Annotated in this window: 13 protein-coding genes; 5 read left to right on the top strand and 8 right to left on the bottom strand. The window is 65.0% G+C overall.

The window, feature by feature from the left end:
- Nucleotides 1-32 precede the first annotated feature (32 nt).
- Together ACSMXN_RS24235 and ACSMXN_RS24230 are read right to left on the bottom strand one after the other, a co-directional pair.
- Nucleotides 33-1,304, bottom strand: coding sequence for an MFS transporter (locus tag ACSMXN_RS24235; RefSeq protein ID WP_022915611.1), 1,272 nt, complete (start codon nucleotides 1,302-1,304; stop codon nucleotides 33-35).
- Between the two features lie 122 nt (nucleotides 1,305-1,426).
- On the bottom strand, nucleotides 1,427-1,882 hold the full coding sequence (locus ACSMXN_RS24230) for a cupin domain-containing protein (protein ID WP_027140005.1): 456 nt from the start codon (nucleotides 1,880-1,882) through the stop codon (nucleotides 1,427-1,429).
- A 63-nt stretch (nucleotides 1,883-1,945) separates the two neighbouring features.
- Here ACSMXN_RS24230 and ACSMXN_RS24225 point away from each other — a divergent pair, with 63 nt between their 5' ends.
- Together ACSMXN_RS24225 and ACSMXN_RS24220 are read left to right on the top strand one after the other, a co-directional pair.
- The gene (locus ACSMXN_RS24225; RefSeq protein ID WP_022915612.1) at nucleotides 1,946-2,785 is read left to right on the top strand and encodes an LLM class F420-dependent oxidoreductase; all 840 of its coding nucleotides are present in this window, start codon (nucleotides 1,946-1,948) and stop codon (nucleotides 2,783-2,785) included.
- A 10-nt stretch (nucleotides 2,786-2,795) separates the two neighbouring features.
- On the top strand, nucleotides 2,796-3,779 hold the full coding sequence (locus ACSMXN_RS24220) for an aldo/keto reductase (RefSeq protein ID WP_022915613.1): 984 nt from the start codon (nucleotides 2,796-2,798) through the stop codon (nucleotides 3,777-3,779).
- A 46-nt stretch (nucleotides 3,780-3,825) separates the two neighbouring features.
- Here the strand turns inward: ACSMXN_RS24220 and ACSMXN_RS24215 are convergent, their stop codons facing one another.
- Nucleotides 3,826-4,716 (bottom strand): RDD family protein, encoded by an 891-nt coding sequence (locus tag ACSMXN_RS24215; RefSeq protein WP_155958569.1) that lies wholly within the window; start codon nucleotides 4,714-4,716, stop codon nucleotides 3,826-3,828.
- 78 nt (nucleotides 4,717-4,794) lie between these two features.
- Between ACSMXN_RS24215 and ACSMXN_RS24210 the strand changes: the two genes are divergently transcribed.
- The 3 genes from ACSMXN_RS24210 (at nucleotide 4,795) to ACSMXN_RS24200 (ending at nucleotide 7,501) form a co-directional block, all read left to right on the top strand.
- Entirely contained in the window at nucleotides 4,795-5,790 is a 996-nt protein-coding gene (locus tag ACSMXN_RS24210; RefSeq protein WP_022915615.1) for a stage II sporulation protein M, read from the top strand.
- Between the two features lie 116 nt (nucleotides 5,791-5,906).
- On the top strand, nucleotides 5,907-6,572 hold the full coding sequence (locus ACSMXN_RS24205) for a DUF6318 family protein (RefSeq protein WP_455407795.1): 666 nt from the start codon (nucleotides 5,907-5,909) through the stop codon (nucleotides 6,570-6,572).
- A gap of 17 nt (nucleotides 6,573-6,589) precedes the next feature.
- Nucleotides 6,590-7,501 (top strand): hypothetical protein, encoded by a 912-nt coding sequence (locus ACSMXN_RS24200; RefSeq protein WP_455407654.1) that lies wholly within the window; start codon nucleotides 6,590-6,592, stop codon nucleotides 7,499-7,501.
- Between the two features lie 38 nt (nucleotides 7,502-7,539).
- On the opposite strand, the gene ACSMXN_RS24195 is transcribed toward ACSMXN_RS24200, so the two are convergent.
- From ACSMXN_RS24195 to ACSMXN_RS24175, 5 genes are read right to left on the bottom strand one after another with little or no spacing between them, the layout of a single operon-like run.
- On the bottom strand, nucleotides 7,540-8,826 hold the full coding sequence (locus ACSMXN_RS24195) for a DUF58 domain-containing protein (RefSeq protein WP_022916102.1): 1,287 nt from the start codon (nucleotides 8,824-8,826) through the stop codon (nucleotides 7,540-7,542).
- A gap of 13 nt (nucleotides 8,827-8,839) precedes the next feature.
- The gene (locus ACSMXN_RS24190; RefSeq protein ID WP_027140094.1) at nucleotides 8,840-9,835 is read right to left on the bottom strand and encodes an AAA family ATPase; all 996 of its coding nucleotides are present in this window, start codon (nucleotides 9,833-9,835) and stop codon (nucleotides 8,840-8,842) included.
- Nucleotides 9,836-9,853: 18 nt separating this feature from the next.
- Nucleotides 9,854-11,005 carry a DUF4350 domain-containing protein gene (locus ACSMXN_RS24185; protein ID WP_022916104.1) on the bottom strand — a complete coding sequence of 384 codons (1,152 nt, stop codon included), beginning with the start codon at nucleotides 11,003-11,005 and terminating at the stop codon, nucleotides 9,854-9,856.
- Entirely contained in the window at nucleotides 11,002-11,637 is a 636-nt protein-coding gene (locus ACSMXN_RS24180; RefSeq protein ID WP_022916105.1) for a DUF4129 domain-containing protein, read from the bottom strand. The genes ACSMXN_RS24185 and ACSMXN_RS24180 overlap by 4 nt, the downstream gene beginning before the upstream one ends.
- A gap of 2 nt (nucleotides 11,638-11,639) precedes the next feature.
- The gene (locus ACSMXN_RS24175) at nucleotides 11,640-13,013 is read right to left on the bottom strand and encodes a hypothetical protein (RefSeq protein ID WP_455407653.1); all 1,374 of its coding nucleotides are present in this window, start codon (nucleotides 13,011-13,013) and stop codon (nucleotides 11,640-11,642) included.
- Nucleotides 13,014-13,142 lie beyond the last annotated feature (129 nt).

Here is a 13,142-nt window from a genome sequence, read left to right as displayed (position 1 = left end):
GGAAGTATCTCTCGGTTCTGCGCCCCTCACCGTTAGCTGGCCGAAGCCTGGTCGCGGGCGGGCCGGAATGAGCGGAGCGAACCGAGCAATGCCAACGTCGCCAGCACCATCACCGCGACACCGTACTCGCGCGCGGTCGTCCGGACGCCTCCGCCGTGCACGACGAGGAACCCCGCGATGACGGCAGGCAAACCCAGTGCCAGATAGGAGATCACGTAGATCGTTGACAACACGCCGGCCCGCTCGTGCGGTGCGGCAAGCGGCATGACCGTCCGCAAGGCACCCTGAAAGCCGGCTCCGAAGCCAACCCCTGCCACGGCCGTACCGGCGAAGAATCCCACGGTCGAATTGGACGAAATGGCGACCAGCGTGATGGCGACACCGACTATCAACGAGGAAGTACCCAGCAGCATGACAGTTCGGGGCTGAGTCGTCTGCAGCGCGAGAATCGTGGCGGCGCCGCTGAAGGCGAGGACGGCTAGTGCCAAGCCACCGAGCACGACGGCGTTTGATCCGACCACGAGTCGGACGAGGGTTGGGCCGAGAGAACCATAAAGGCCGCCGAGAGACCAGACTGCCACCAATACCGGTGCCGCGAGCAGCATCTGACGACGGACTGCTGGAGGTAGGGCGAACTCCGGGCACAGCGAGGCGATCGCGCCAGGCTTGCGCGTGGAGGACTCACGCATAAGAAGCACACCGAGACCCTGGAGCACGATCACGCTGAAGATGGCGAGGTAGACCAAGTGGGTGGGGGCCGGCAGGTACTGGACCAGAAGGCCCGAGCCGATGGCACCCGTGGCCGTCCCCAAGATCGGTCCCACACCGTTGGCGATCGTCCCTCTCGTCCTGTGCAGGTCGAGCAAACCCGCGCCTATGGCTCCGACGGCTGCTCCCGTCGACAGCCCCTGGACGATGCGGGCGAGCAGTAAGGCGGTGACGCCGTCCGCGGAAGCGAAGATCAACATGGCCGCGGCCTGGACGACGATCGCGGCAATCAGTACGGGCCGCCGGCCGATGTGATCTGAGAGCGATCCGACAGTCAGCAGCGCAGACAAGACGGCGAGGGCGTAGATGCCGAAGACCACGGTGACGGTGATGGGTGAGAACCCCCACTCAGCCTGGTAGACGGAGTACAGCGGCGTTGGCGCGCTGGAGCCGGCGAGAAAGACCACCGCGATCGATAGTTGCAAGTAGAAGGCCACCGAATTCGGAAGCCGCCAAGACTCGCGCGCTGGTAGAGCCGGCCTCTGGTCGAGGATTGCTGGGACAACGGCGGCTTCGGTGGCAGTGCTGGCGGACATTGGCGCTCCAGATGCGGGCGTAACAGACAGGTCTGTCTGACCTGATCAAGGCTAGACAGACCTGTCTGTTGTGTCAACTGGATTAAGCCGAGCGAGGCTGGCCCCGCGCCTGAGGCGAGCCCTTAGCGGACGATCCCGACCGGGCCCACCCACTCCAGGCTGTCGAGATTTACGACAATCGCCTCTTGGGTGTTCCGCGCGATCACCACGACGGCCTCCACGTCCGGGTCGGGATTCTCCTCGCGGTGCGGTACCCACGCCGGGACGTAGATGTAGTCACCGGGGCTGGTCCGAAGTCTCGTCTCGATGTCTCCATTGCCGCCTCCGGGGTTCGAGGTGTCGAGAAAGACGAACTCCGGATGGCCACTGATGATGTAGATACCGGTCTCGGACTGCCCATGATGGTGGTTGGCCGACCGGGTCGCCGGCGCGACGTGCGTCTGGCCCATCCAAAGTTGGTTCGACCCGACGGTCTTGGCTGAAATCGCCTCGACCCGGCGCATGCCCATCGTCTGCGCGGTCTGAGAGGACAACGCCGATGGCGTGACTTGGTGAAGCCGATGATGAAAGCCAGTCATCTCTTAAGCATTCATCAACATCGCTGCAACCTTCAACGCGGCGGGAAGGGATAGATTCGAACTATGCGCTTTGCCTTCAAAACGGCCAATCAGAACACCACGTGGACGGACATTCTGGCGGTGTGGAAAGAGGCCGATGATATCGATCTCTTCGAGTCAGGGTGGCTGTTCGACCACTTCTACCCGATCGTTGGCGATTCGGCCGGCCCCTGCCTGGAAGGGTGGATGGCCCTGGCCGGTCTGGCGCAAGCGACGCAAAGACTGCGCCTCGGCACCTTGGTCACCGGCATCCACTATCGCCACCCCGCTGTGTTGGCGAACATGGCCGCCACGGTCGACATCATCTCCAACGGGCGTCTTGAACTCGGTATCGGTGCAGGTTGGAACGAAGAAGAGTCCGGGGCGTACGGCCTCGAGCTCGGCGGCCCGCGTGAACGCAGCGATCGCTTCGAAGAAGCGTGCCAAGTCCTGATCGGCTTGTTGTCGCAGGAGACGACCGATTTTGACGGCAAGTATTACCAGCTGACGAATGCGCGTAACGAGCCGAAGGGTCCGCAGCAACCTCACCCGCCGATCTGCATCGGCGGTGCCGGTGAGAAGCGCACGCTCTTGACCGCAGCACGTTATGCCCAGCACTGGAATTTCGGCGGGGGCACTCCAGAGCAATTCGCGCACAAACGCGACGTCCTCTACTCCCATTGCAGTGATATCGGTCGTGATCCAAAGGAGATCACGCTCTCGAGCCACATTCGTCTCGACTCGGCAGGCGACCTGGGTGCGACCATTGATGAAGTCGCGGGCCTTGCCGAGGTCGGCCTTGACCTGGCCATCGTGTATCTGCGCCCGCCGCTCAGTCCGGCCGTCTTGGCGCCCCTGGCGGACGCCCTGGCGTCACTGCGATGAGGAGCTAGGCGTGCAGCAGCGAAATCTCGGCCAACAGGGTTTGCGAACCTCCGCACTAGGCCTGGGCACCATGGGCATGACGATGGCCTATGGCCCGAGCGATGACGAGCAGAGCATCGCGACGATCCATCGAGCGCACGAACTCGGAGTCACATTCTTCGACACAGCCGAGCTCTACGGCCAGGGCACAGGCTCGAACGAGAAGCTGTTGGGCAACGCAGTCAAGGGCTTTCGCGACGAGATCGTGATCGCGACCAAGTTCGGATTCGACCTGAGTGGTAGCCGTCCGAGCGGCGTTGACAGCAGGCCTGACCACATCCGCGAGGTTGCCGACAACAGTTTGCGCTACCTAGACACTGACCGGATCGACGTCTTGTACCAGCACCGCGTTGACCCGGATGTACCGATGGAAGATGTCGCCGGCGCCGTCAAGGACCTCATCGACGAGGGCAAGGTTCGCTATTTCGGGCTCAGCGAGGCCGGTCCGGACGCGATTCGGCGCGCGCACTCCGTCCAGCCGGTCTCCGTCCTGCAAACCGAGTACTCGATCTTCGAGCGGGACGTCGAGGAGGCGATATTGCCCACCACTCGCGAACTCGGAATTGGCTTCGTCCCGTACTCGCCACTCGGACGGGGGCTGATCACGGCTACCGTCAAGCCCGGCAACGAGTACCCCGAGGGCGATATGCGCCGACGCGACGAGCGATTTCAGGGCGCAAACTACGAAGCGAACGCCCACGCTCTAGAGCAACTCACCGAACTGGCTGCGAGCAAGGGTGGCACCATTGCGCAACTGGCGCTCGCCTGGCTGCTCGCGCAGGGCGACGACGTGGTTCCGATTCCTGGTACCCGAAGCCCAAAGCGGCTTGAGGAGAATCTAGGTTCGCTGGAGATGACCCTCAACGCGGCAGACCTGGCTCGGGTCCACGAGATCTTGCCGAACGGATCGTTCGGCCTCAGATATCCAGCAGCTCGGATGCCGACCTGGCAGTGACGCAGGTCGTAATCAGCTTCGCGCCGCGATCAGCTTGGCGCCGCGATCAGCTTGGTGGCGTGAACGGGCCGCCACCATAAGTTGGCCCGGCCGGTGGTTGGCTGTTGGTTGGCTGGCTGCTGGATAGGTGAGGCACCGGAGCGGCCGGCGTAGTTGCAGGGGTTGGCCAGTGCGCGGCTCCTCCGATCCCGTCGGCCAAGCCTGCGCGGCGTCGGCGCTCGGCTAGAACTGTCATCAGCAGCACGGGTGTCGGTAGCGGCCACGGTGGCGGCGGAGTGATGACGCTGAGCACTTGGATGCGGAATGTCTCCCCGATGTTGTCTCGAGCCTCCGGCGACATCTGGCTTGCGCGCTGCACGAACTGCCGAACGCCGAAGGCCAAGCCGTCATCGACCCGGCTCAGATCAAGCGAGCTGGCCCAGCCCTGAAGCTCGTACGGAACACCGAAGCGTGGATCGATCAGCGTGTTCGGCGCCCCGGCCCGTTCGCTCAACACAAACGTCCCGGCCATGAAGTCACCGATGCGCTTGTTCGACTCGCTGATTGCGAGCACAGCTGCCCCAGCCGCCGTGCCGATCGGGAAGATCAGGCCCGGTTTCTCGATGAGTAACGAGGACATGCCACGAACGAACGCCTGGCGAAATCCGATCGGGCCACCGTCGTCACGGACGACGCGCAAGCCCAGCGCCATCTTGCCCGGCGTGCGTCCGTGCGTCAGCCATTCGAAGACGGTCGGATAGCCACCGAACACCGCAACCAACTCGACGATGAGCACTGCAGCCACCGTCGCGTCATCGCCGTCTCCAACGAACGCATCGAGCAGAGCGAGCATCACCAGGGCTGTCAGCTGGATGGCGGCGTCGAGCAACGAGGCGGCCAACCGCGACCCGAGGCCTGCTCGTTGCAGCTCCAAGGTGACTGCTTCACCTGACACCATCCCGCTCACTCCGACAGTCTGTCGCACACACGGCGGCAGTCGAGCCGAACGACGCGAGATCGCGCCTAAGCTGCTCGGGTGGATGTCGACGTCTTCATCGCTGCGCACGCGGGCGAATGGAATCGACTCGATGATCTTGCCAGTCGACGCAGGCTCACCGGAGCCGAGGCGGACGAGCTGATCGCCCTTTACCGGCGGACGGCGACGCATCTTTCGCTCATTCAATCTCGTGCCCCCGACCCGGCAATCGCGGCCCGACTGTCTGGATTGCTGGCACGTGCGCGCGGTGCGGCAGTGGGTGGCACATCGGTAAGCGGTTGGTCGGCGCTGGGACGCGCAATCACAACCGACTTTCCCGTCGCGGTCTATAGAGCTTGGCGCTGGTGGGTGGCCGTGGCGGCGGCGAGTCTCGGGTTGGCGGCCGTGATGATGGTCTACGTCCGAGACCATCCGGAGAAGCTCCGCACGGTGCTGTCCGACGATCGGATTCGGCAGCTTGTGGATCATGACTTCGCCGACTACTACAGCGCGCACCCGGCCCAGTCTTTTGCTGCGCAGGTCTGGACGAACAATGCCCTGGTGACGGCGTTCTGTCTGTTCCTCGGAGTGACCGTGGTCGGACCTCTCTACCTGATGTTCACCAACGTGCTGAACCTCGGCGTCACCGGCGGGGCGATGCTTGGCGCGGGCAAGGCCGGTGTCTTCTTCGGACTGATCCTGCCGCACGGGATGCTCGAACTTACCTGCGTGTTCATCGCCGGAGGCATCGGCCTGAAGACAGGCTGGGCGTGGATCGATCCGGGTGAGCTACCCCGCGCACGCGCGCTTGCCGAGGCCGGACGAATCACTGGCGTGGTGGCCATCGGGGTGGCTGGCGCACTGATCGTCGCGGGCTCACTCGAGGCCTTTGTGACACCGTCCGGATTGCCTACCTGGGCACGTATCGGCCTAGGTGGCGTCGCTGAGCTGGCGTTTCTGGCCTACATCTTCGTGCTCGGACGCCGTGGGGTCGCCGCTGGCGAGACCGGCGATCTCCGCTTCGGCGAACGCGAGGACGTCCTGCCGGTGGCATAGTCCCCGGGTTCCACTGGCGGGCGTTTCCGGTCCCCGAGGCGTTCGTGCGGGGGTTATCCACAGATTGTTGTGTTCGGCCTCGGTGGTTGGTTGGTGTCTGCAGGATTGGGCGCGTGATGCGTCTGAATGCTGGTTTTGTGGTGGCGGTTGTGTGCGTGGCGGTTGCCGTGGTGGGTTGCGGTTCGGGTTCGCAGGGTGGTCGTTCGGGGCCTGTCGTCGGTAGTTCTGCCGGGTCTGCTTCGGCGGTTGGGTCGGGTTCGTCGTCGCCGGGGGTGGTGGCCAGTCCGGGTCCTACGGCGAGTGTGGTGACGACGGGTCCTAATTTGTTGCCCGGTCAGACGCGGCCGGTTCCGCCGGCTGGGCTGATGGAGCACACCCAGCGAGGTGCCCAGGCAACGGCGGTGTTCTTTTGGGCTGCCATCGACTGGGGTTATTCGACGGGTGACGGTTCAGTCCTTCGAGGAGTTTCAACGGATGGATGCAAGCCATGCCGTGAGCAGCTCGCGATCTTCGACGATGTCGGGGCGCGAGATCTGCATTTCAGGGGTGGACATATCGCTGTTCGCCGTATCGCGACCGTTTCAGAATCGGAAGCGAAGAAGTATGGCCAGTTGGCGACGGACACGACGATCGACGCTGAGCGGGTCGTGACCGTTGACCGCGGCGGCAAGGTCACAGGCGCAGGCGCAGCGGCCGTCAGCTTTACTCAGCGCATTTTTGTGACGTGGGTCGGTTCGGGTTGGAGGGTCACAACCACGGCCAGGATCGTCAACCAGAAATGAGGAAAATTCGTTCGAGGATGTCTGTGATCCTGGCATGCGCAGCGATCGCATTCCTCCACCTCGCGTTTCCCGCGTGGGCCGACGAACCAATTGGCGTGATCGTTGCAGGCGGCAACGCTGAGCTGACGATTGCCGGGTCCTCGGCTGGGACTGCGTCGTCGGATGGGTCGGCGACCCGGCCTGGTGCGGTGGGTTCTGGTGTGGGGTTGGGGGTGGTGCCGCGGGTGGTGTCGTTTGATTGTGGGCCGGCGCAGGTGTCGCGGGTGTGGCGTGGGGGGTCGTCGGTGGTGGGGTGTGATGATCCGTTGTTTGTGTGTTCCTCGGCGGCGCGGTTGGGGGTGGCGGCGGGCTCGCATGTGGGGGTGCGGGTGACGTATCCGGTGAATGGTAGTGGTGGGTTTTCGGAGGTGGATTGCGCGGCTGGCCCGGGGTCGGGGGTGGTGGTGTCGGCGGGGGTGGTGTCGCAGGTGGTGCGGCGGTTGTTGCCGGTGGCGCCGATCGGGACGCCGCAGCCGGTGGGTTTGGTGGGGTTGCCGGTGTTGTTGTGGTTGCGGGTGTCGGGGTCGCCGGGGGTGGGTCCGGTGGTGGTGCTGGGTCAGCGGGTGGGGTTGCGGGTGGGGTTGGCGGCGGTGTCGTGGTCTTTTGGTGATGGGGTGTCGGTGGTGGCGCCGGATGCGGGTCGGGTGTGGGTGGCGGGGGTGGATTGTGGGCGGTGTGGTGAGTATTTCGGGCATACGTATCGGGGTCGGGGTGTGGTGGTGGTGACGGCGCGGGCGCGGTGGTCGGTGCAGTATCAGGTTGGTGCTGGGCCGTGGCAGGCGATCCCGGAGCCGATCGAGGGGCCCCCGGCTTCGACCAGGCTGCTGCTGAAGGAATCACGATCCGTCCTCATCCCGGACCCGCAAGACCAGCCGCGTGGGGCCCGTTAACAAGGCAATATCGCCAACGGTTGCAACCGGCGGCGGTCCTAGAGCTGCCCGGCGGCCTTCAATTCCAGATAAGCGTCGGTGACCTCGGCGGCAAACGTGGCGGGCGAGGCATCGACCACCCGCGCGCCAAGGCGCTTCAGCTGCTCGGACACCGATCGCCGGTCGGCCAGCGCTTGTTCCGCAGCGGCCGCGGTATAGACCTCGGCTGAATTTGCTCGGGCTCCCGACAGCTCAGTCAGTCGCGGATCGGCGACCGAAGCGACCACGACTTGATGCCGAAGCGACAGCCGACGGACGGACAGCAGCAGCCCCGACTCCGCCGAAGCCGAATCGAGCGCACCGAAAAGCACCACCAAGGACCGCTTGGATACCTGATTGAGCACCTCACCGGCCAGCAGCTGAGGATCCGTCTCGACGAGGGCCGGCTCGAGCGGTGCCAACGCGGCCACCAGCTTCGGCAATACCTCGGCGCCACCAGCCGAGCCAAGTCGTGCTCGCACTACCACGTCCGCTGCGACCAGTGCTACCCGATCTCCCGCGCGCGATGCCACAGCCGCCAGCAACAGGCAAGCGTCAAGCGCCGCATCCAGCCGCGGCTCGTCGCCGATCCGAGCTGCCGAAGTACGTCCGGTATCGACCGCCAGGACCACGTGACGATCACGCTCCGGTCGCCATGTTCGCACCATGACGTCGGTTGCCCGTGCGGAGGCACGCCAGTCGATAGCGCGCACATCGTCGCCGGCCACGTACTCGCGCAACGAATCGAATTCAGAGCCGCGACCGCGCTGGCGCATCAGCACCGCACCCTCGATCTGCCGCAACCTCGCCAGCTTCTCCGGCAAGAACTTGCGTGAGGCGAAAGACGGCAATACCCGAACGCTCCCGGGCAGGGTTTGACGTCGTTGACGGGCGGCCACACCTAGCGGACCGGTGGACCGCACCGTCAGCTGAACCGCACGTCGTTCGCCGCGCCGATTAGGGGTCAGCCTGGTCACCAACGTCATGCCCTCGCCGACGGCGAGCGACACACGTTGCTCCCGCGGCGCCGCATCAGCCGAGGGGACCCAGGCATCACGAACTCGTCCTCGCCAGATTCGGGATCCCAGATTGACTAGCTGCAACCGGGATTCGCCGTCCGCGCCGAGTCGAAGCGAAGGAGTCGGATCGCGCGCAAATTCGAGCCGGGTGATCGCAGCGGCGCGCGTGAGATCGAATGCGACCAGACCAGCCAGCACGACCGTCCATACGAGCAAGGCGCCCACTCCGATCGGCGCGAGAACCAGGCCCAGCGCGGCAAGCAGAACCAGCCGACCAGTAAGCACCATCAGCTAGTCACCGTCAGCGGGGTGCCGGCACGCCGGCCAGCACGGAGTCGAGAACATGGTCGACGGTGGTGCCCTCGATTTCAGCCTCCGGCCGCAGCGATATGCGATGCCTGAACGTGCTGCGCGCCAACGCCTGCACATCGTCTGGGGTCACAAAGTCCCGTCCCGAGAGCCACGCCCACGCGCGGGACGTGGCGAGCAACGCCGTCGCGCCCCGGGGCGAAACCCCGAGCGCAGACGCTGGCGCGAACCGCGTTCCGCGCGCCAGCTCCACGATGTAGGAGAGGATCTCCGGGGCGACATGAACTTCGCGCACCGACCTAGCGGCAGCTTTGAGGTCAGCGGCCGAGGCGACCGGCCGGACGCCTGCCGCGGTCAGGTCGCGCGGATCAAAGCCGGCAGCGTGAGCCGCCAAAACCCGAACCTCGGTATCCCGATCAGGCAGCGGCATCGTTACCTTCAGCAGAAACCGGTCCAGCTGTGCTTCGGGCAACGGGTAGGTGCCTTCGTATTCCACCGGATTCTGCGTGGCGATCACGCAAAAGGGATCGGGGAGCGCGCGGGCGGTTCCCTCGACCGACACCTGTCGTTCCTCCATTGCCTCCAGCAGCGCAGATTGGGTCTTCGGCGGGGTGCGATTGATCTCGTCGCCCAGTAGCAAATTGGTGAATACCGGCCCTGGCCGGAAGGTGAAGTTCGCGGCTGCCGCGTCGTAGACCAGCGAGCCGGTGATGTCGCCAGGCATCAGATCGGCCGTGAACTGGATGCGCTTGGTGTCCAAATCGACTGCCGCCGCGAGCGCTCGAACCAGAAGCGTCTTCGCTACGCCGGGCACGCCCTCGATCAACACGTGCCCTCGGCACAACAGCCCGATCAAGACACCGGTAACCGCCGGATCCTGACCGACCACGGCCTTGGCCACCTCGCTGCGGACGCGGGCCAATGCCTCGCGCGGGTCAGCCCGAAGGCCGTCGGTCGGGCGGTGGTCAGGCAGCGTCACAGAAAATATCCTTCGTCCTGGCGAGTGTCACTTGAAAGAGTCATCAGCATCGGAGCGCGCAGTCGGAGTGGCTGCCTCGAGTCGATCCAGCTCACCCGCGAGCGCAACCAGGGCCGCGTCGTCGACCGGTGTCGGGCCCGTCAACAACCTAAGGGTCTCGGCGGTCGGCACTCCGCGGTCGCGATCGAGCCGATCGGCCAGTTCGGCGGGTGTCGCTCTCGGCCCCAGACCCAACCGAGCGGTTAGGCGTTCCACTGTGGCCAAACGCAACGCAGCCGCCGCGCGGTCGCGGGCTCCTGCCCGCAAATAGAGGCGACCGTGTCCCTCCACGATCTCGGCAGCCCGGACCACCACGGGCAGCGGCTCGGTAACGGCGGGCCCCATCCTGCGGCCGCGCCACAGGACGAGCAGGACGCCGACCACGATCGACCAGCCGAACACCCGCTCAGTCCATGGCGGAAAGATCGACCAAACCGTGGGCTCGCCACTCCCGGCCGCATCCTCGCCTGGCATGAGCCATGCGACAGCGTGCACCGAAGTGCCGGCAGAATCAGTCGAGATCGCGTTGATCGCCAGCGCGGCCACGCCAGGCTCGGTCAAGCCGTCGTTGCGGATCAGGTGCTGTGAGCCGAGCACGACGATCTCGTCGAGCAGGGCCCGCCCGCCGTAGCAGCCCGGCACGCCGCCATAAACCTGCGTCCCCGCAGGAAAGCGCACTGGGCCGGCGGCTACCGCACCGACCGCGGCGCAGTCGGGTGCAACCGTGCTCGCCTCGGAATCGACGTCAGTCTCAAAGAGACGAGGATCAACGTTTCGCAGGATCTCGTTGCTCGGAGCGATCAGCACAAGGCGGTCGCCGCGACTGATCAGCGATTGCAACTGCTCGGCCGAGAAGTCGTCCGGCGAGCTCACCACTACCGTCTGGCCGGTGGGAACGTCGGAAAGCGCGGTGACGCGGTTGACCTCGGTGCCGCGATGATCCAGTAACTGCGCGAGCGCCTTACTGCCTGACTTGCTTGGCGAGGCCGGGTCCAACGGCACTCCGGGCGCAGGCCGGGTTAGCGCAACGACGAAGGCTCCGATGATCACCAGCGCGGCGGCAGCCAGCCAGATCCGGACGCGATGGGAGGAGGCACGTTGAGGCAACGCCGACGCGGTCGTGACAGCAGCAACGCTCACTGCGGGACCGCGTAGCTTTCGAGTGGCCGAGGCCGGACAAGGCGCTCGATACGCGCAGATCGAACTGCTTCGTATGCCGCGCGCGCGCCACGCACATCAGCCTCAGTGCTATGCCGGTTGCCGAACCAGACCTCGTCGAAATCACGCGCCGCCAGCGCTAGGCCTTCCGCTGCCGTCGGAAGCAGCGCACCCGCCTCGCGAGCCAGTTCAACGGCCGTGCGTCCCGGGCGCGGCAAAAGCACGCCCCTGACCTCAACGATCTGCGCGGTTGCTCGCAACCACTCGCGCTGTGCCTCTCGTAGCCGTCCTGCAGCGTCGTGTTGCTCGGCTAGCCGGCGATGGTCGACGTCGACGGACGAGCGGAGCGGATCACGATCTTCGTTCGCCGCCCACCTGCGGCGTGGCAATCGCGAAGCTCTCACGACTGCCAGAATGACGGCCGTAGTCACCAGCACGAGTAGGAGCAAGGTCAGAGTTCCCGCGGTCGACCCTCCGAAAACAAAGCCCATTCGATCAGCGATCCACCCGATGGCACGGCTGGTCACGCTCGGGTCATCGCGATGGTATTCGGCCTTGCGCAGTTCGATTTCCGCGGCACGCCGGGCAGCATCTGCGCCGATCGGCCCGCTCACCGTCAGCGTTCCTTTCCGTCCCAGCGCCCGTATTCGTAGCCGGGCTCGCTGGGATCCTGCCCGTACGGCGAAGCCGGCGCGGGTTTCGGACTGGGAACGCCTGGGACGGGCCCCTGATATTGCGGCGGTTGGTACTGCGGTTGATACTGCTGCGGCGGTTCGTACTGCGGCGGTTGGTACTGCGGCGGTTGGTACTGCGGCGGTTGGTACTGCGGTTGTTGGTATTGCGCCTGATATTGCGGTTGATACTGGATTGGCGGTACCGCAGCGAGCGCGCCGCCGGTCATGCCGGCAACTCGCTGCTGCAAGACGATGTCCAGACCCTCTTTGCGCATTCGCAGGTCGACATAGAGCAAGGCATCGATGCCGGCACGAATGGGCGAGGTCAGCGTGGTCGACAAGAAAGTGCCGATCGCCGCGATGAGGACGTAGGACGCCGGCAGTGACGTAGGTCCGGTGCTGGTGTCGACATCGAACGGCGTGAAGCCGCTGACTGCCCCCGCGATCAGCACAAACGGAATCTGCACGAAGAAACCTACAAATGCTGCTATTACGAAGCCCAACAGCCGAATGCCGAAGACGCGCCAGAACATCCCGCGCACCAGTGCCCTCGATCGCCCGAGTGCTTGGCGGACCCGGGCGTCCTCGACGACGAGCGCGGGTACCGCGACCGCCCAGATACCCCACAGCCAAATCCCGGGCGCGAAACAGAGGATCAAGCCGAGGCTGGGGACGATCGAAACCACGATCGACAGCATCACCAGACGAAACAGACGAGGTCTGATCCGCGTCCACACCTCGCTGATCGTCAACTTGTTGCCGAGGACATCCTCGGTGATGACCAAGGTCAGCATGCCGGCCAGGACCGCTACGAAGAGCGCGCCCAGCAAGGCGCCTAGTAACGCGGTCCCCTCACCGCCTGCCACCTGGCCGACGTTGACCTGGACACCGTTCGGATCCGTGTTGTCGAAGCCAGAGGAAACCTGCCCGAACGCGAAGATCTGCACCAACGCCAGCACTGTTGCCTGCATGAGGGCGACGATCGCGGACAGCAAGAGCGTGGCGCGGGGATTGCGACGGATGACCCGGAAGCTGCCGTCCAGGATGTCGCTCAGGTTCAACGGCCGAAGCGGCACGCAGCCGGGCTTGGGGGCGAACTGCGAGTAGTAGTCGCCCCCGCTGGGCATGCCTGGATAGCCGGCGCCCTGCTGGTACTGAGGTTGCTGGTACTGGATTTGTTGGTAAGCAGGTTGCTGGTAAGGAGGTTGTTGGTAAGGAGGTTGTTGGTAAGGAGGTGGGTTGGCACCCGGGTCGTTTTCCCATGGCGGCGGGCCCCAGGACTGTGGCCCTGAGGGCGGCGGTGGTGGCTGAACCACAGGTACTCACTTCGTTGGCGTCAGATTCTGGCCGGGGCTGTTGCTCCCGGTGCGGTCATCTTGTCAGTACCGGCACCAAGAAGTTGCGCGGTCCACCAATCAGGCAGCCAAACGGGTAGAAGTCGAAAC

This window comes from Parajatrophihabitans canadensis (genome assembly GCF_053764775.1).
This window is presented reverse-complemented; position numbering and strand designations above follow the sequence as displayed.